Raw genomic sequence first — 16800 nt, 5'->3', positions numbered from 1 at the left:
CTTTTTTTATATTGTGCCCAATCTTAGCAGAATATGAGCAATAAATTCCGTTAGCTTCGGAAGGGGACGCAAATCCTGACGCCACAGTAAATGCACCGGCCTCGGCGCGGGCGTAAACGGCTCCATCACCCGAACCAGCCTGCCGCTTGCCAGCTCCTCCGCCACCAGCACCTCCGGTTGCAGCAGCAGCCCCGCCCCGGCGCGCGCCGCCATGCGTAAGCCGTAGCCGTCGTTGCACCTTAAGACGGCATCGCGCTTCCAGCGCACCTCCCCTTCCACGCCCGGCAGCCGCCATTCATTGCGCGCGGTCCATACCGTGTGGGAAAGGCAGAGATGATCCACCAGATCGGCAGGCGTTTGCGGCGTACCGTGACGCGCCAGATAGTCCGGCGACGCGCAAATCACCATGCTGTAGGGGCACAGGTATTTCGCCACCAGATCGTCATTGCGAATGTCCCCAATGCGAATGGCCAGATCGACCCCCTCCTCCACCAGATCCACCATCCGGTTGGTGAGATCCAGCTCGATGCGCACCGCCGGGTAACGCTGCAGAAACGAGGCGGTCAGGGGCGCGATAACGCAGCCGCCAAACGACGTGGGTGCCGTAACGCGCAGGGTTCCGGCAGGCGTGGCGCGCAGCCGCTCCACGGCGCTTTCGGCAGCCGAGACCTGCTCCAGCACCCGCCTTGCCTCTTCAAAATAGACGCGCCCGGCATCCGTCAGGCTCTGGCGGCGGGTATTTCGCTCCAGCAGCCGCGTGCCGAGCTGCGCTTCCAGCTGCGCAATGTACTTCCCGACCATCACCGCCGACATCTCCAGCCGTGCCGCCGCGCCGGTGAAGCTGCCGCTTTCCACCACCGCGATAAACGTCTCCATGCCGCGAAGCTTATCCATATTCCAAACCTCTGGTTAGCAATCATCTAACTTTAGCCCAGTTTATCTGACTTTTTCTTTAGTAAAGAATGAAGGCTCACACCTAAAAGGAGTCTGCTATGAAAATCGTCATTATTGGAGCCAGCGGTACCGTCGGTCGTGCCGTAACGGAAGCGTTAAGCCTTCGCCACGAGACGATCCGCGTGGGCCGCACGCAGGGCGAGCATCAGGTGGATATCACCTCTCAGGAGAGCGTGCAGGCGCTGTTCGACAGGATCGGCCAGGTGGACGCCATCGTCTCCGCCAGCGGAGGGGTGCACTTCGGCCCGCTCGCGACCATGAAGGGCAGCGATTTCAGTCAGGGATTGCAGGATAAGCTGCTGGGGCAGGTTCGCCTGGCGCTGACCGGACAGCACTATCTGAACGAGGGCGGCTCGATCACGCTGATTAGCGGGATTGTGTCGGACGAGCCGATTGCCCAGGGGGTCAATGCCGCCACGGTAAACGCTGCGCTGGAAGGGTTTGTGCGCGCCGCCGCCTGCGAACTGCCGCGCGGGATCCGCATCAACCTGATAAGCCCGACGGTGCTGACCGAATCCGCCGAAGCGTATGACGGATTCTTCCCGGGCTTTGAAAGCATCCCCGCCGCGAGCGTGGCGCAGGCCTACCGCCGCAGCGTGGAAGGGGTGCAGACCGGGCGGGTGTATAAGGTGGGTTACTGAGCCTTACGGGCGGAGATCAGCACCAGCATCGGACGTTCAGCCTCTTCAGCCAGCGCGGGCCAGGCCTCAATTTGCGCCTGCGTTGGCCCCCACTCGTTGACTTCGCCTATCGTTAATCCCGCCTTAATCAGCGCGTTAAGCGTGGTGCCCAGCGTGCGGTGATACTTGATAACCCCGTCTGCAAGCCAGTTGCTGACGCGCCGGCCCTCGTCCTTATAGTGGTTCACGCCCCAGAAGCGCTCGCCGCTGTCGTCGGTCAGCCAGCCCTGACGGGTGGCGCAGGTATAAATCGGGTGCTCCATGGAGAAGACCAGGCTGCCGCCGGGCTTGAGCGCGCCCTGAACCTTAGCAAAGAGGGTGTCCAGCTCCGGCAGATAGTGCAGCGCCAGAGAGCTATAGACCAGATCGAAGCTGTTTTCGTTGAGCGTCAGCGATTCCAGATCGCTACGCTGATAAACAATCCCGCCATCGTGGGTCAGCCCGGCAGCGCGGGCGAGCATCTTTTCGGAGATATCAACGCCGGTTACCGCAGAAGCACCCAGCTCACGCGCCGCGCGGCAGAACCAGCCGTAGCCACAGCCGAGATCGATGACCGATTTGCCGTGTAAATCCGGCAGCATGTTTTTCAGCGCGGGCCACTCCGGCGCGCCGTCCAGACCCTGCACCGAGCGCGGCAGCTGAGCATAGCCTTCGAAAAATGCCGGATTGTCGTAAATGTTCTGTGCCATGACGGACTCCTTTATCGCAACTGGGGCGAGGGTAAAACACCCCTCACCCGTTGACAACGTATCCGTCTGATAAATCAAAGCCTGCGTCGGATTTTCTCCACCATAGCGGTGGTTGAGATCCCGTAGCGGTCGTGCAGGGTTGGCAGCGCCCCCGCATCAAGGAACGCGTCCGGCAGTGCGACGGTATCGAAATCCACGTTCACGCGGTTGCGCATTAACAGCGACGCGACGGCCTCACACAGCCCGCCAACGCTGCTGTGGTTTTCCGCCACTATCACCAGCCGTCCCGGCTTCGCGGCCTGCGCCAGAATGGTCTCCTCATCCAGCGGCTTAATCGTGGGCGAGTGCAGTACCGCCACGCTGACGTTATCCTTACGCAGCTGCTTCGCCGCCTCCAGCGCGCGCATGGTCATCAGCCCTGAGGCGATGATCAGGACATCGCTCCCCTCTTCCAGCAGCGCGGCTTTACCTATTTTAAACTGGTAGTCGTACCGATCCAGCACCACCGGCACCTTACCGCGCAGCAGGCGCATATAGACCGGGCCATCGTGCGCCGCCATCGCCGGCACCGCCTGCTCGGTGTCTATCGCGTCACAGGGATCGAGAATCGTCATCCCCGGAATACCGCGCATAATCGCAATATCTTCCGTTGCCTGATGGCTCGGGCCGTAGCCGGTGGTCAGCCCCGGCAGCGCCGCGCAGATCTTCACGTTGAGGTGCTCTTCGGCAATCACCTGATGGATAAAGTCGTAGGCGCGGCGGGTGGCGAAGACGGCGTAGGTGGTGGCGAAAGGAATAAAGCCCTCTTTCGCCATGCCGCCCGCCGCCCCCATCAGCAGCTGCTCTGCCATACCCATCTGGAAGAATCGATTTGGGTAGGCCTGGGCAAAGATATGCAGATCGGTGTACTTCGACAGATCCGCCGTCATGCCGACCACCTCCGGGCACTGTTCCGCCAGCTTTACCAGCGCGTGGCCAAACGGCGCGGCGCGCGTCTCCTGGCCTTCTTCCGCGATAGAGGCAATCATGGCCGACGTGGTTAAACGCGGTTTTTTCTCCGTAGTCTGGCTCATTACAGCACTCCTTCAGGTTTGTTGGCATCCAGCACGGCGAGTGCCTTTTGCCACTCGTCAGCTTCCACGCGAATAAAATGGTTCTTGTCACGCTGTTCGAGGAACGGCACGCCCTTGCCCATCAGGGTGTCGCACAAAATGACGCGCGGCTGGTTCTCCGGATAGCGCTTAGCGTTATCGAAGGCCGCAACCAGCGCAGGAACGTCGTTGCCGTTTACCCGCTGCACGTACCAGCCGAACGAGGTCCATTTATCCTCCAGCGGCTCAAAGCCGAGGATCGCGTGCGAATTGCCGTCGGCCTGCTGGCGGTTAATGTCCACCAGCACGATCAGGTTCGACAGGCCATGGTGCGCCGCCGACATCGCCGCTTCCCAGGTTGATCCTTCATCAAGCTCACCGTCCGACATGGAGTTAACGACCCATGCCGCGCTCTGCCTGTGCTTCAGCCCCAGCGCCATGCCGACGCCGATGCTTAGCCCCTGCCCCAGCGAACCGCCAGAGATCTCCATGCCCGGCGTGTAGGTCGCCATGCCGGACATCGGCAGGCGGCTGTCGTCCGAACCGTAGGTTTCGAGTTCCTCTTCCGGAATAATTCCCGCTTCGATCAGCGCGGCATAACAGGCAATAGCGTAGTGGCCATGGGAGAGCAGAAAGCGGTCACGATCCTCCCACTCCGGCTCGTCCGGCCTGAGGTTCATACCGTGGGCAAACGCGGTGGCCAGCACGTCGGCATAGCCCAGCGCCTGCCCGATGTAGCCCTGACCCTGCACTTCGCCCATGCGCAGCGCGTAGCGGCGAATGCGCCAGGCCGCCGCGGCAACCTGCTGAACTGTGGTATCCGTCATCATCGTGTCTCCTTAATGGATCAGCATGCCGCCGTTCACGTCGAGCGTGATGCCGGTGGAGTAAGACGAGAGTTCGCTGCCGAGGAAGAGCGCGGCGCGGGCAATATCCTGCGCGTCGCCGAGGCGGTTAAGCGGAATGCCCGCCAGGATGGACGTTTTCATCTCATCGCTCAGCTTGCCTGCGGTGATGTCCGTCTGGATAAGTCCGGGCGTGATGCAGTTTACGCGCACGTTATCCGGCCCCAGCTCGCGGGCCATCGCTTTCGCCAGGCCCAGCACCCCCGCTTTCGCGGCGCTGTAGTGGGGGCCGCCAAAGATGCCGCCGCCGCGCTGGGCGGACACCGAAGAAATGCAGACAATGCTGCCCGACTTCTGCGCGCGCATGGTGGGGATCACCGCCTGGGACATCAGCAGCGTGCCGCGCAGGCTGACGTCCAACACCGCGTCGTAATTCTCGCGTTTAATATCCATCAGCTTAATCGGCTGAGTAATACCGGCGTTATTCACCAGAATATCGATGCGCCCGTATTTTCCCAGCACCTGCTCAATGGCGGCATTGACCTGTAATTCATTGCTGACGTTCGCCGCAAGGCCCAGATGCTCTTCACCCAGATTCGCCGCCGCTGCCCGACTGGCCTCAGCATCTAAATCGATAATCACTACCTTCGCACCCTGCCCGGCATATAATTTAGCCGTGGCAAAACCCAAACCGCGTACGGAAGCCGCGCCGGTAATGACGGCGACTTTATCTTTCAGTAGCATATATTTACTCCATTCTGACAAGAGGGATTTAATTGCTTATTTCGGCTCTTCCAGCAGCATAATCATAATTAAGCCAATGGCCGCGCAAATACCGAAATAAATAAACACAGAATTAAAGCTGCCTGTTTTATCCAGCAGATAACCTGCCAGCATCGGGGAAACAAATCCGCCGAGATTACCGCCGCTATTGATAATAGACGCGGCAATCGGATAGGTTTTACCGTCCGCGACGGCCATGCCGTAGGCCGTAAAAGCAGGCCAGCCGATATTCAGACAGAGGCCCACAAAAAATAGCCCGACGCAAACCGCAACGGTGCTTTGCGGAATATTCAGCATAATGACCATCATTAAAACGGTGCTGATGGCGGTAAACATCATGGTCGGCTTACGCCGGCGACCGAGCAGTTTGTCGGATACGTAACCGCCAAAAATCGCCCCGATAAAGCCGCCGATGCACGGCATGCTGGCGACCAGCCCCATGCTCATAAACGTAAAACCTTTCTCTTTCACCAGATAGAGCGGGATCCACGTCAGCAGGCCGTAGAGCACGCTCACCATCATGAAATAGGCCAGACAGTCGCCGAGTATATTCTTCGAGGTAAACAGGCCTTTTACCGTGCTCACCGGGGCTAATTCCCGCACGCGAATCAGGCGATCGAGACGCGCAAACCTCGGTGAAATCACGATATTTTCCCGTCTGGCGTCTGTCGTCCCCTGCCCGGCGGTAATGGTCTCCAGCTCCGCTTTAGACACGAATGCGCTCTCGGACGGCCTGGTGCGCACCAGCAGATACCAGACCACGGCAATGACCAGGCCGGGGATCGCGAAGGAGAAAAAGACCCAGCGCCAGCCCCAGGTCATGGCGATCCACACCGCCAGCGGCGGCACGAGGATGGGCGCGAACATGGTGGCCGCGATGTAGACGCCGGTGGCGGTGGCCTTCTCCTTTGGTGGAAACCAGTTATTGATGGTGGAGGCCAGCCCGACGGGGCACGGCCCCTCCGTTAACCCCAGCCCCAGACGAATAAACTTCAGCCCAAGAACCGAGGTTGCCGTGCCCATCAGCCAGGTAAACGCCGAGAAGCCGAATATCGACAGCGCCACCATGCCGCGAATACCCTTTTTGGCGATAAAAAAGCCCGCCGGAATTTGGCTCAGGGCGTATCCCAAAAAGAACATGCTGGCGATGGCACCGGCTTCGAAATTATTAATATGAAATTCATCAATGATAAACGGCAGGACCGCACCAATATTTGTTCGGTCGGCATAGTTAATGGCATAAACAATAAAAATTAATGCCAGCACAACGAAACGGTAATTGGTTTTTTTAGCATTTATGTAGGGGACAGCTTGTTCTATACGAGACATAACTTACCTCATTATTCGAACAACGTGAGTCGTTTTAGTTTTGCGTTCAACGTCAATATATCGGCTCATGAATGAAACACCATTCAATAAACCTCATTTATTGCTGAGATAAATTTGATTCGCGATACAGCTCAAAAAAATAACATCGGCATAAAATTGCCCGCACGTCTTCTCAATGTTATGTTTTTTATCATTAAACATGACAGGAGCAGGCTATGCCCGCGCAGGATCGCCAGACGTTATCGTTGCCCTCGCTCAGAAATTTGCAGGCGTTCATTGCCGTTGCAAACGCATTGAGCATTCATCAGGCGGCGGAGCAGCTCAACGTCACCCCGTCTGCGGTCAGCCATCAGATCGCGTCGCTGGAGTCGTGGATGGGCAAGAAATTGTTCATCCGCAGCGGCAAAGGGGTTCAGCTCACCCCGACGGGAGAAAAATATCTGCGGGAGGTCTCGGCGGCGATGAGCGCCATCGGGCGCGCCACCGACCGGATCGTCAAAGAGAAAGATAACGCCGTGCTTCGCGTGCACTCCTCCCCCACCTTCGGGCTGTCATGGCTGTTGCGCCGCCTGGGCAAGTTCCGCGCCGAATATCCCGATATCACCATCAATCTCACCTGCTCCTATGAAAACCTGCAGTTCGCCAGAGACAATATCGACATTGATATCCGCCACGGCATTCCTGACTGGGATGCTTACCGGGTGATGACCATTAAAAACGACACGCTGGTGGTGCTGGCCTCGCCGGACTACGCGGAGAAACATCCCCTCAGTACGCCCGCCGATCTGCTGCAGCAGTCGCTCATCTCGTCCACCAGTACCTTGGTAAACTGGGAAAAATGGTTTGCCTGGCACAATATCGACAGTCCCTGGCTCAGCTTCAGCCTGAGCTTCGACCGCTCCTATATGAGCTTTGAAGCGGCGCGCATGGGGCTGGGGTTTATTCTGGAGAGCAAAATGATGGCAACCGATCACCTGAAGGATGGCTCGCTGGTGCAGGTGCTGCCGGACGAGATGGGGATCGCCATTAATGCACACCATCTGGTGATGCCGCACATGCATGAACGCGCGTGGAAGATCCAGCAGTTTGTCGAGTGGATTGACCGGGAGCTGCGGCTGTCGGGGTATCACCTGTAGGTCGGGTGGCGGCTTCGCCTTACCCGACCTGCAAAGTGCGGCCTGATGCCCTCACCCCACCCCTCTCCCACAGGGAGAGGGAGAAATGCACGTCAACCCACAACGCCCCAGACAAGGTTGCCCTTATGGAACGTCGCGGTACGCGGTGAAATACGCGCCACGGCCTCGGCGGAACAGGAGGCATCCACCAGCACAAAGCTGGCGTCGTCCTGCGCTTTAGGCCATACGCGCTCGCCTTTATCGTTCAGCGGCAGGACGTCGCCGGTAGCAATACCGAGCGCGCGGGAAAGCGTCTGCTCGTTCGGGCGAACGTAGAGCTGGGCGTACAGATTGGCTTTCTCCAGCATGTCCCCCAGGCCGTACGGCGACCAGTGGTCAATCACGCTGTCGGTGCCGGTCATGACAAACACGCCCTTATCGCGCAGCTGCTTCAGCGGCATGTGCAGGGTGCCAATCGGCACGGTGGAGGCGATAGTCACCTGCTGCGCCGCCATGCGGGTGGCGATCTCATCCACCTGCTGCTCGTTGAGCGTCGCCAGCGCGAAGGCGTGGCTGATGGTCAGCTTGCCCTTCAGTTCCGGCGTTTTCTCCACGGTTTCCACCATGTAATTTACCGCCGCCACGCCCGCCGGGCTGGTTTCGTGCAGGTGAATATCCACCCCTTTGTCGTAGTCCAGCGCAATCTGGAACATCAGGTCGAGGGATTTCTCCATCGCGCCGTCGACGTTCGTCGGATCGAGCCCGCCCACGTAGTGCGCTCCGGCCTGCATCGCGTCGCGCATCAGCTTTTCAGAGTTTGACAGCAGCAGGCCGTGCTGCGGAAACGCCACGATCTCGCAGTCAAACCCGGGCCTGCGGCGCGCCAGCACCGCCTGCAAATTTTCCAGGTTCTTCAGGCCGGAAACCGGCTCAATGTTGCAGTGGCTGCGGGCGACGGTTGAACCTTTCGACTGGATCAGGTCGATAAGCGCCTCCGCACGCTCCTGCGTGTAGGGCTGTAGCTCCGGGAGCAGCTTTTGCTCAAGGCGGATCATGTCCTGAATGGTGGTGCCCGCCGGGCGGTTAAGCGACCGCCACGGGCCGCCGTAGAAGGTTTTATCCAGATGGATGTGCATATCGCGCATCGCCGGGAGCATCAGCTTGCCGCCCGCGTCATAGTGCGGCAGCGCGGCGTCCGCGTGACCGTTGTTATCGCGCAGGGCGACAATTTTTCCGTCCTTAATCTCCAGCGTTTTCAGCTCGGTGCGGGTGCTCGTCGCCACGCCGCCGTCGACGTTAAACCCGGCCTCCAGCAGCACGTTGTCCAGGTAGTAATGTTTCGCGGTGATGTTCATCGGTTTGCCGGTCTCGCAGGCTGGTTTTGCGGAGTCGGCAGCATACGCGACGGAGCCGGTCGCGCCAAACAGCGCGCAGGCGGTGACCATTTTGCCGCTCTGGCTGATAAACTCGCGGCGGCTTTTGTTTTCACTCATCTTATCTTCCTTCGTTAACGATATGGGTACCGGTTTCCCCGCGCAGCGCGGCGGGCAGGCGGTCCGGCGAGGTGATAATCACGCGCCTGCCGCCGTGGTGTAAAAATTCCAGCGAGGCGACGATTTTGGGCAGCATGCTGCCCGCCGGGAAGTGGCCCTCTTCTTTGTAACGCGTCATCTGCGCCACGCTCACCGCGTCCAGCGCCTGCTGGTTCGGCTTGCCGAAGTTGATGCACACTTTTTCAACCCCGGTAGTAATCACCAGCACGTCGGCGCGGATCTCCCGTGCCAGCAGCGCGGTGGAGAGATCTTTATCAATCACCGCGTCAACGCTCCGGTAGTCGCCCTGTTCGCCACGCACCACGGGAATGCCCCCACCGCCCGCGCCGATCACCACAAAGCCTTTTTGCGTGAGGGCCTTGATGGCATCGGCTTCGACAATGCGCAGCGGCTGGGGCGAGGCCACCACGCGGCGATAGCCACGGCCGGAATCCTCGACGAAGCGCCAGTCCGGATGCGCCTGCTGCAGTTCATCGCGCTGCGCCTCGCTGAAGAACGCGCCGATCGGCTTTGTCGGGTGCGTGAAGCCAGGATCGTTTTTGTCCACCTCCACCTGCGTGACGACCGTGACCGCTTTTTGCTCCCCGCGCGCCGCCAGGCGGTTGTTGAGCGCCTGCTGGATCAGGTAGCCAATACCGCCCTGGGTGTCCGCGACGCAGTTCGCCAGCGGGGTCAGCGGCAGCCCTTCCCGCTCGTGGGCGATCTCGGCGCGGCGCAGATCCAGCCCCACCTGCGGGCCGTTGCCGTGGGTGAGCACGATGTCATAGTCCGAGGCCAGCATCTCAAGCACCGACTCTGCCACCGCCTTGACCGCCTGCGCCTGATGTTCAACCGACTGGCTGGCGTTGTCTTTGATAATGCTGTTGCCGCCAATGGCGACGACCATAAGCTCTTTCATACGTTTTCCTTCACCATGGTGCGGTATGTTCCCCTCACCCTAACCCTCTCCCCTTTGGGGAGAGGGCAGGGGTGAGGGGCATTGTTTTAGGATTCAGAAACCGGTGCCGCAGCGCTCGCCGCTTCCCGGCTGTCGAGAAAATGCTTCACCACAAACATGCCGCCCATCATCAGGTAGGCCGTGACGAACATCAGCGAGCTGCCCTGCGCAAAGCCCACCACCGGCGCGTGGATCACGCCAAACAGCGCCAGCAGCGCCCCGCCGGCGGCGGCAACGGCCCCGCGCAGCGGTTTGTTGATAATGGCGAAGATGGCGATACAGCCCCAGAGCATGCTGGCGAGCGGCGCGCCGTTGCCGAGATGCATCAGCCCCTCGTAGTAGATCCCTTTGCTGTGCAGCACGTCGGTGCCGATTTTCGCCGCGCTGGTGCCCGCCGCGCCCATCACGCTGTTCATCATGGTCAGCGCCCAGTTGGCGATCCACGGGAACAGGCAGATGAAGATGACCGGAACCTCCACTTTGGGCGTTTCCCGCACCACCTGGTTGGCGGTGACGACGCCGATAAACACCAGAATCGGCACGATGGCGGTCATCGGAATGATGGCGAGCATAAACGCCCCCAGCCCGAACAGCGGCACGATGAACATGGTCACGCCGGAGGCCAGCGTGTAGCCGATGCTGGCCCCCATCGCTTTCCAGCCGGGATGGCCGACGTAGACCGTGACCGGGAACGGGTTGCCCATCAGGCAGCCGAGCATGGAAGCCAGGCCGTTTGCCAGCATCACCTTGCGGGTCGGGTACTCATCCCCCGCCGCGTGGGCGCTTTCAATGTTCTCAAGGTCAAAGATATAGTTCGCCAGCCCCAGCGGTACGGCGGACGCCAGGTACGGCAGCGCGTGCGGCAGGCCCTGCATAAAGCTGTCCACGTGGACTTCCGGCGGGTTAAAGCCGAAGGATGACATGGACGCTTTAATGGCATCTGGGCTTTGCAGGCCGGAGATCCATGCTAATGCCGTACCGGCAATCAGCAGCAGCAGGCCGGTAGGGATGCGGGCAAAGATTGGCTTTTTACCGAACCAGTTAATGAAGATCAGCAGCAGCACGATGAACGATACGGTGGGCGCCTCGAACGCCTGAAGCATCGGGTTCATCGCCAGCAGCAGCAGGCCAAGCCCGGACAGGCACGACAGCAGCACCGTGCGCGGGATCATCCTGCGGATGGTTTCCCCCAGGAACGAACCGCCCGCGAGGATCATCGCCTCCACGAAGCACCACACCAGGCCTATCTGGATAGCAAAATCCGCATCACCGGTTTGCTGGTAGACGGGCATCAGAACCAGAAAGGTCACGGTAAAAATCGAGGGTGCGCTCGGGCCGGACGGCAGCGCGGTGACGTCCGTTCGTCCGGTGGCGCGCGCCATCTGCAGGCCAAACCACGCGTAGCACACGCTCGCCACCAGCACCGCCAGCCCGAAGGCCGGCGCGATGCGTCCATAAACAATCTCCTTCGGGATGCCGACGACAAAAATGAGCAACCCCATCATGGTCAGCAAATTGGTCAGGTTGTTGGTCATCAACCCGAAATATGCCGCCCAGTCACCTCTTTTCCACTCCAGCTTCATGTTTTTCATGGATGCATGCCTTATAAAAAGTAGCGATCGCGGAAGGTCAACAGCGCCTTTTCAAAACAGCTAAACGGCGGATGCACTATGCCCGCCCCAATCATGCCGATCCCGGCGTCCCTGTGGGCAATGGCGGTGTTGATCACCGGCAGAATGCCGCTCCCCGCCACTCTGGTGATGTCGATGGCGGTCGGAATGCCCATAAACGACAGCAGCGGAATGGTGACGTTCGGGTTTTCACCGAGGGTGATTTCGCGCATCTGGCGGGAGAAGTCGATGGCTTCCTCCACCGTGCCGCCCACCAGCGCAACGATCGCCGGCGCCGTCGCCATCGCGAAGCCGCCGATGCCGTAGGTTTCGGTGATGGCGCTGTCGCCGATGTCCAGACCGGAGTCTTCCGGCCTGTAGCCTGCGAACATGGGCCCAATCACCTGCTGCGCCGGGCCGGTGAACCACTGTCCCGGCAGGCCGGAAACGCGCAGGCCGAACTCGTAGCCGTTGCGCGCCATGGTGGTGACGACGGTGCTGTACTCGATGCCGTGGGCGGCATCCAGCGCGGCCTTACACATCGCCATCCACGTCGGGCCGGAGAAGTAGTCGCTGCTGGCGACAAACTCAAACACCTCGCGCTGCTGCGCCACCGGATAGCCCGCCTGGATCAGCCCCGGCGTCAGCGCCTGGATCAGCAGCGTGGTGCCCGCGTTGTTGCGGTTGTGGCATTCGTCACCCATGTGCAGCGCCTGCGCCAGCATCAGGCGCAGGTCGATTTCGCCGATAATCTTCATCGCGTCGCGCAGCATCGGCCCGAGCACGTCGCGCATCCAGTTCAGACGGTCGATAACGCTCTGGTCGTTGGCGCCCATGCGCAGGATCTTCGCCATCTGCTCGCTGAGGTTGGTGAACGCCCGGTTGCCGTAGGTTTTGTTCTCAACGATGTGCATAAACATCGACGCGGAGGTGACGCCCGCCATGGAGCCCACGCAGTCGTGCTCGTGGCACGGCGAGAAGGTGATGTCGCCTGAAGCCGCCAGCCTTGCGGCGTCCTCCAGATCCGTCGCCAGCCCTTCGAACACCAGCGCGCCGGTAACCGCGCCCTTCATTGCGCCGCACATGTTTTCCCAGGCGACGGGCGGACCGGCGTGTAGGATGGTGGTGCGGGTCATCCCAGGCACAACGTTAATCGCCTGGTCGAAGCCCACCAGCACCGGATGAGACTGGATGATGCGCTCAAGCGCGACCCCGTTAGCGGCGGCAATTTTTTCCGCCAGCGGTTTCTCTGCCAGCTGGTCGAGCGCCCCGACGACCTGCATGTTGCCCTGCCCCGGCGGCGTCCAGTCGAGCTGCGTCACGGGAACGTGCTGCTTTTTGAGATCGTCGCTGAACATTGCAATACCCACGTTAATCACGTTCAGCGGCTGGTTAAATAAGGTCGTCATTATGCTTTCTCCCCTTTGCAGACAAATTCGCGAGCCAGTAATCCGGTATTGGTGCTGCTGCTGGCCCAGATCACGCCGGCATCGGTCAGCATCTGGCACTGCTGCGCCAGCGACTGGGGATCCTGGTCGGTCCCCAGGACGTAGCCGAGGATCGCCAGCGGACGGTTATCGGCCTGTGCGATCGCCTGCGCCTCTTTGATGGCGTCGAGCATTACCCCCACCGGATCCTCATGTGCGCCAAAGCCGAGCACGAAGTCCATCACGATGACGCCCACCTGCGGGTCGCGCGCCTCCTGCAGCAGGCGGCTGATGCGGTTGGTCGGGTCGATCATCGGGTGCGGTTTGCCGTTGGTGAAGTCGTCGTCACCAAAGTCGAGGAAGGTGTGGGCCTGGCTGACGCTGATGTCCTTCAGGCGCCTGGCCGGATCGGGCTGGATGTTGCTCCAGACGTCGTCGAATTTCGCAAGCGCCGCGAACATCGCTTCGTCGCACAGGGTGCCGCCGCAGAACAGGCCGCGAATGTACTTCTGCTGCGGCGTCAGGCGGGCGCGCACCTCTTCAACCAGCGGCCAGTTGAGCGGATGCAGGTCAAGGGACTCTTTTTTGATGCCGGTGAGCAGCACGGCCTTCAGGGCCGCCTCTTTGGTGCCGCGCGCAAACTGCAGGCCGTCTTCGTCGGCGGGCGGTTCGCTGCGCCCGAGGAAGCACACAACCACAGGCTTGCGGCAGGCGCGCGCGCGGGCCAGCACTTTTTCAGCCACCGCCGGAGCTGGCGGCTTGGAGATCAGGGCAATCACTCGCGTGCCCTCGTCCGCCTCCAGCATATCGATGGCGTCGAGCATCATCAGGCCGCCGATCTTCTCGCTGAGGTCGCGCCCGCCGGTGCCGATCAGCTGCGATACGCCGCCGCCGAACTCGTGGATGCGCACGCTCAGCTCCTGGCTGCCGGTGCCCGAGGCGCCGACAATCCCAATCGGCCCGCGGCGCACCGCGTTGGCGAAGCACAGCCCCGCCCCGTTGATAATGGCGGTGCCGCAGTCCGGCCCCATCATCAACAGCCCCTTCTCATGCGCGAGCTGCTTCAGCGCCAGCTCGTCGTCGAGCGAGACGTTATCGGAAAACAGCATCACGTTAAGATCGTTGTCCAGCGCCTGGCGCGCCTCGCGGGCGGCGAAGGTGCCGTTCACTGAAATGACCGCGAGGTTTGCGTCAGGACGGTGGGTTTTGGCGCTGGCCACCGTGGCGTAGCGTGCCTCATGCGAGCCGCCGGACGCTTTGCGGGTAAACAGGGCTTCTATTTCAGCCAGCGTTTCGTCATTCGCCGCCTCACCCTTAATGACGATCATCAGGTCGCCGTTTTTCGCGTCCGCTAATTCCGGCGTTAACAGCCCGAGATTTTTTAATACGCCTTTGTTCATTTCCGTCGCCATGGCCACAAATGCCTGCTCGACGCCCGGCAATTTATTGGCTTTGGTGGAAACCGACATTAAGGAAACCGAATCGAAATACGTATTCTTTTTTATAACGATTTTGGTTGGCATTATTTTCACCTGTTTGAGGATAAAAGGGGGCCGCCGTCGCGCAAAATGCGCGTCGGTTAAAATGCGTTTGTGATGAATGGCCAGCCGGAAAGGGCTGGCCGAGTGCGTTATGCGCCCGCCGCCAGCAGCAGTTCGGCTATCGCATCGAAGCCTTTTTCCCGCGCCAGTTCGAGCGGGGTTTTACCGTATTTATCGGTCATGTGCGGGTTCGCGCCGTGATCCAGCAGCAGCTTCACAATCTCCTGCTGCTTCGCGCCGCCGTCGTTTAGCACAATGGCCTCCAGCAGCGGCGTCCAGCCCACAAAATTGGTGTGGTTGACGTTGATGTCGGTTTTTTCCAACAGCTCACGCACGATTTCAACATGCCCTTTTTCACTGGCAGGCGTAATGCCCACGCCGCCGAAGCGCGTCAGGCGGTCGAGATCCGGATTCGCCGGAAGGACAATGCGCAGCAGGGTTAAATCATTGGTCAGGCAGCTAATCAGGAAGGGGTTAAAACAGGTCTGGTCCTGTTTATCAATATCCGCGCCGGCGGCAATTAAAAACTCCACACAGGCGTAATGCTTTTTAAGGCTGGCAATAATAATGGCGGTTCTTTTCTGGCGGCTGGTGGCGTTAATATCCACGCCATTATCCAGGCAGGCTTTTAGCGCGTCGATATTGCCCTCTTCTGCCGCCAGCAGAAATTCCGTCACCAGTGCGTTTGCAGACATATTCTGACTCCCAATGTTAACCTCTGATGACCTGAGAATAGCAACAGCCTGTTCATAAAAGAATCCGCTTAAAAATGATTCATCGACACGCAATTCATTGTTGAGGTAGATTCAACAGTCCGGCCAAAACGTGCGTCTGTGCAACCTTTTTCTTATGGTTTGCCGCTTTTTAGCGCCGCAGGCTGCAATATCCTTATGGCTAAAAAAGCCTTACATGGCGCGGCCCTGCGCAAATAGTCAGAACTGTGACCGGCTTCAAATGTGATGTAACGGCGTTGTTAAAATATGTTCAAAACTGATGGTAACCGGGAGCCGTAATATGAATTCCATCTTTACCGAAGAGAATCTGCTGGCCTTCACCACCGCGGCTCGTTTTGGCAGCTTTAGCAAAGCCGCCGCCGAGCTTGGCGTGACGACGTCCGCCATCAGTTACACCATTAAACGCATGGAGACCGGGCTGGACGTGGTGCTGTTTGTACGCAACACGCGCAGCATTGAGCTGACAGAATCCGGCTTTTACTTTTACCGTAAGGCCACCGACCTGCTGAATGACTTCCACGCCATCAAGCGCGGGATTGATACCATTTCACAGGGCATTGAGGCGAGAGTGCGCATCTGCATTAATCAGCTTTTGTATACGCCGCGCCATACCGCGAGGCTGCTTCAGGTGCTGAAAAAACAGTTCCCCACCTGCCAGATCACGGTGACGACCGAGGTGTATAACGGCGTCTGGGATTCGATCATTAATAATCAGGCCAATATCGCCATTGGCGCGCCGGATACGCTGCTTGACGGCGGCGGCATCGATTACACCGAGATTGGGGCGATCCGCTGGGTATTTGCCATCGCCCCGACGCATCCGCTGGCCTTCGCCCCGGAGCCGATTTCCGAAAGCCAGCTGCGCCTGTATCCCAACATCATGGTTGAGGATACCGCGCATACCATCAACAAGAAGGTCGGCTGGCTGCTTCACGGGCAGGAGGCAATTCTCGTGCCGGACTTCAACACCAAATGCCAGTGTCAGATCCTGGGGGAAGGGATTGGATTTTTACCGGAGTATATGACGCGTGAGGCGGTGGAAGACGGCCTGCTGGTAACGCGGCGGATTAATAACCCTCGCCAGGATTCCCGCATGCTGCTCGCCACGCAGCATGCGGCGACCGGGCAGGTCACGCGCTGGATCAAACAGCAGTTTGGCCCGGAGGGCGTGCTGACCAGGATCTACGGTGACCTACTCTGGCGTACTTAGCTTTTGGTCTGAACCCAGAACGCGTGGATAAGACCCGGGAAGTAACCCAGAATGGTCAGAAGGATGTTCAGGATAAACGCCCAGCCCAGTCCCTTGCCAAGCAGTACGCCCAGCGGCGGGAGAATAATCGTAAAAACAACACGCCAAAAACCCATAAAGACTCCGTGCAAGCTAACCAATTGAAAATTATAAAAGACACTTCTCTAAGCGTAGCCAGTTTACCCGTCATCGCCATCTTCTTATTACCCTTTTACCCTCTTTTACGCTTTTGACACTGGCTTAACGGACGCCATTAGTTTAGC

Annotated in this window: 16 protein-coding genes; 3 read left to right on the top strand and 13 right to left on the bottom strand. The window is 59.5% G+C overall.

The annotated features are described in order from the left end of the window. Window positions 1-6 precede the first annotated feature (6 nt). Window positions 7-894 carry a LysR family transcriptional regulator gene (locus MOQ06_RS04085; RefSeq protein WP_242171315.1) on the bottom strand — a complete coding sequence of 296 codons (888 nt, stop codon included), beginning with the start codon at window positions 892-894 and terminating at the stop codon, window positions 7-9. A 98-nt stretch (window positions 895-992) separates the two neighbouring features. Between MOQ06_RS04085 and MOQ06_RS04080 the strand changes: the two genes are divergently transcribed. Continuing rightward, window positions 993-1595: a short chain dehydrogenase gene (locus MOQ06_RS04080; RefSeq protein ID WP_242171314.1), complete on the top strand. Its 603-nt coding sequence runs from the start codon at window positions 993-995 to the stop codon at window positions 1593-1595. Here MOQ06_RS04080 and MOQ06_RS04075 read toward each other — a convergent pair. The 5 genes from MOQ06_RS04075 to MOQ06_RS04055 form a co-directional block, all read right to left on the bottom strand. Further along, the gene (locus MOQ06_RS04075) at window positions 1589-2323 is read right to left on the bottom strand and encodes a class I SAM-dependent methyltransferase (protein ID WP_242171304.1); all 735 of its coding nucleotides are present in this window, start codon (window positions 2321-2323) and stop codon (window positions 1589-1591) included. The genes MOQ06_RS04080 and MOQ06_RS04075 overlap by 7 nt on opposite strands. Window positions 2324-2397: 74 nt before the next feature. Further along, window positions 2398-3396, bottom strand: coding sequence for a transketolase family protein (locus MOQ06_RS04070; protein ID WP_242171301.1), 999 nt, complete (start codon window positions 3394-3396; stop codon window positions 2398-2400). Then, a complete protein-coding gene (locus tag MOQ06_RS04065; RefSeq protein WP_242173210.1) occupies window positions 3396-4241 on the bottom strand; it encodes a transketolase in 846 nt (281 codons plus the stop codon). Before MOQ06_RS04065 ends, MOQ06_RS04070 begins: the two co-directional genes overlap by 1 nt. A 12-nt stretch (window positions 4242-4253) precedes the next feature. Next, window positions 4254-5003 (bottom strand): glucose 1-dehydrogenase, encoded by a 750-nt coding sequence (locus MOQ06_RS04060; protein WP_242171291.1) that lies wholly within the window; start codon window positions 5001-5003, stop codon window positions 4254-4256. 36 nt (window positions 5004-5039) lie between these two features. Further along, window positions 5040-6371: an MFS transporter gene (locus tag MOQ06_RS04055; protein WP_242171284.1), complete on the bottom strand. Its 1332-nt coding sequence runs from the start codon at window positions 6369-6371 to the stop codon at window positions 5040-5042. Window positions 6372-6586: 215 nt separating this feature from the next. Between MOQ06_RS04055 and MOQ06_RS04050 the strand changes: the two genes are divergently transcribed. Next, a complete protein-coding gene (locus MOQ06_RS04050) occupies window positions 6587-7507 on the top strand; it encodes a LysR substrate-binding domain-containing protein (protein WP_148421401.1) in 921 nt (306 codons plus the stop codon). A 92-nt stretch (window positions 7508-7599) separates the two neighbouring features. Here MOQ06_RS04050 and MOQ06_RS04045 read toward each other — a convergent pair whose 3' ends face one another. The 6 genes from MOQ06_RS04045 to MOQ06_RS04020 form a co-directional block, all read right to left on the bottom strand. Then, window positions 7600-8979, bottom strand: coding sequence for an amidohydrolase family protein (locus MOQ06_RS04045; RefSeq protein WP_242171281.1), 1380 nt, complete (start codon window positions 8977-8979; stop codon window positions 7600-7602). Window position 8980: 1 nt separating this feature from the next. Continuing rightward, window positions 8981-9937: a carbamate kinase family protein gene (locus MOQ06_RS04040; protein WP_242171280.1), complete on the bottom strand. Its 957-nt coding sequence runs from the start codon at window positions 9935-9937 to the stop codon at window positions 8981-8983. Between the two features lie 86 nt (window positions 9938-10023). Beyond that, on the bottom strand, window positions 10024-11568 hold the full coding sequence (locus MOQ06_RS04035; protein ID WP_193356678.1) for a xanthine permease: 1545 nt from the start codon (window positions 11566-11568) through the stop codon (window positions 10024-10026). A gap of 11 nt (window positions 11569-11579) precedes the next feature. Continuing rightward, window positions 11580-12995 carry a DUF1116 domain-containing protein gene (locus MOQ06_RS04030; RefSeq protein WP_242171278.1) on the bottom strand — a complete coding sequence of 472 codons (1416 nt, stop codon included), beginning with the start codon at window positions 12993-12995 and terminating at the stop codon, window positions 11580-11582. Continuing rightward, window positions 12995-14536, bottom strand: coding sequence for an acyl-CoA synthetase FdrA (fdrA, locus tag MOQ06_RS04025; protein WP_176609660.1), 1542 nt, complete (start codon window positions 14534-14536; stop codon window positions 12995-12997). The genes MOQ06_RS04030 and fdrA overlap by 1 nt, the downstream gene beginning before the upstream one ends. A 107-nt stretch (window positions 14537-14643) precedes the next feature. Further along, window positions 14644-15249, bottom strand: coding sequence for an ankyrin repeat domain-containing protein (locus tag MOQ06_RS04020; RefSeq protein ID WP_176609659.1), 606 nt, complete (start codon window positions 15247-15249; stop codon window positions 14644-14646). Between the two features lie 319 nt (window positions 15250-15568). Between MOQ06_RS04020 and MOQ06_RS04015 the strand changes: the two genes are divergently transcribed. Beyond that, on the top strand, window positions 15569-16498 hold the full coding sequence (locus MOQ06_RS04015) for a LysR substrate-binding domain-containing protein (protein ID WP_176609658.1): 930 nt from the start codon (window positions 15569-15571) through the stop codon (window positions 16496-16498). On the opposite strand, the gene MOQ06_RS04010 is transcribed toward MOQ06_RS04015, so the two are convergent. Continuing rightward, entirely contained in the window at window positions 16495-16653 is a 159-nt protein-coding gene (locus MOQ06_RS04010) for a YqaE/Pmp3 family membrane protein (RefSeq protein ID WP_003862203.1), read from the bottom strand. The genes MOQ06_RS04015 and MOQ06_RS04010 overlap by 4 nt on opposite strands. Window positions 16654-16800: the final 147 nt, after the last annotated feature.

The organism is Enterobacter sp. I4 (genome assembly GCF_022669095.1).
GTDB lineage: Bacteria > Pseudomonadota > Gammaproteobacteria > Enterobacterales > Enterobacteriaceae > Enterobacter > Enterobacter pasteurii.
This window is presented reverse-complemented; position numbering and strand designations above follow the sequence as displayed.

What these genes read in the sequence shown, in the direction of transcription:
- MOQ06_RS04010 (WP_003862203.1), bottom strand. Translation starts at nt 16,653, where the DNA reads ATGGGTTTTTGGCGTGTTGTTTTTACGATTATTCTCCCGCCGCTGGGC.
- MOQ06_RS04040 (WP_242171280.1), bottom strand. Translation starts at nt 9,937, where the DNA reads ATGAAAGAGCTTATGGTCGTCGCCATTGGCGGCAACAGCATTATCAAA.
- MOQ06_RS04020 (WP_176609659.1), bottom strand. Translation starts at nt 15,249, where the DNA reads ATGTCTGCAAACGCACTGGTGACGGAATTTCTGCTGGCGGCAGAAGAG.
- MOQ06_RS04075 (WP_242171304.1), bottom strand. Translation starts at nt 2,323, where the DNA reads ATGGCACAGAACATTTACGACAATCCGGCATTTTTCGAAGGCTATGCT.
- MOQ06_RS04065 (WP_242173210.1), bottom strand. Translation starts at nt 4,241, where the DNA reads ATGACGGATACCACAGTTCAGCAGGTTGCCGCGGCGGCCTGGCGCATT.
- MOQ06_RS04070 (WP_242171301.1), bottom strand. Translation starts at nt 3,396, where the DNA reads ATGAGCCAGACTACGGAGAAAAAACCGCGTTTAACCACGTCGGCCATG.
- MOQ06_RS04050 (WP_148421401.1), top strand. Translation starts at nt 6,587, where the DNA reads ATGCCCGCGCAGGATCGCCAGACGTTATCGTTGCCCTCGCTCAGAAAT.
- MOQ06_RS04080 (WP_242171314.1), top strand. Translation starts at nt 993, where the DNA reads ATGAAAATCGTCATTATTGGAGCCAGCGGTACCGTCGGTCGTGCCGTA.
- MOQ06_RS04035 (WP_193356678.1), bottom strand. Translation starts at nt 11,568, where the DNA reads ATGAAAAACATGAAGCTGGAGTGGAAAAGAGGTGACTGGGCGGCATAT.
- MOQ06_RS04015 (WP_176609658.1), top strand. Translation starts at nt 15,569, where the DNA reads ATGAATTCCATCTTTACCGAAGAGAATCTGCTGGCCTTCACCACCGCG.
- MOQ06_RS04030 (WP_242171278.1), bottom strand. Translation starts at nt 12,995, where the DNA reads ATGACGACCTTATTTAACCAGCCGCTGAACGTGATTAACGTGGGTATT.
- MOQ06_RS04055 (WP_242171284.1), bottom strand. Translation starts at nt 6,371, where the DNA reads ATGTCTCGTATAGAACAAGCTGTCCCCTACATAAATGCTAAAAAAACC.
- MOQ06_RS04060 (WP_242171291.1), bottom strand. Translation starts at nt 5,003, where the DNA reads ATGCTACTGAAAGATAAAGTCGCCGTCATTACCGGCGCGGCTTCCGTA.
- MOQ06_RS04085 (WP_242171315.1), bottom strand. Translation starts at nt 894, where the DNA reads ATGGATAAGCTTCGCGGCATGGAGACGTTTATCGCGGTGGTGGAAAGC.
- MOQ06_RS04045 (WP_242171281.1), bottom strand. Translation starts at nt 8,979, where the DNA reads ATGAGTGAAAACAAAAGCCGCCGCGAGTTTATCAGCCAGAGCGGCAAA.
- fdrA (WP_176609660.1), bottom strand. Translation starts at nt 14,536, where the DNA reads ATGCCAACCAAAATCGTTATAAAAAAGAATACGTATTTCGATTCGGTT.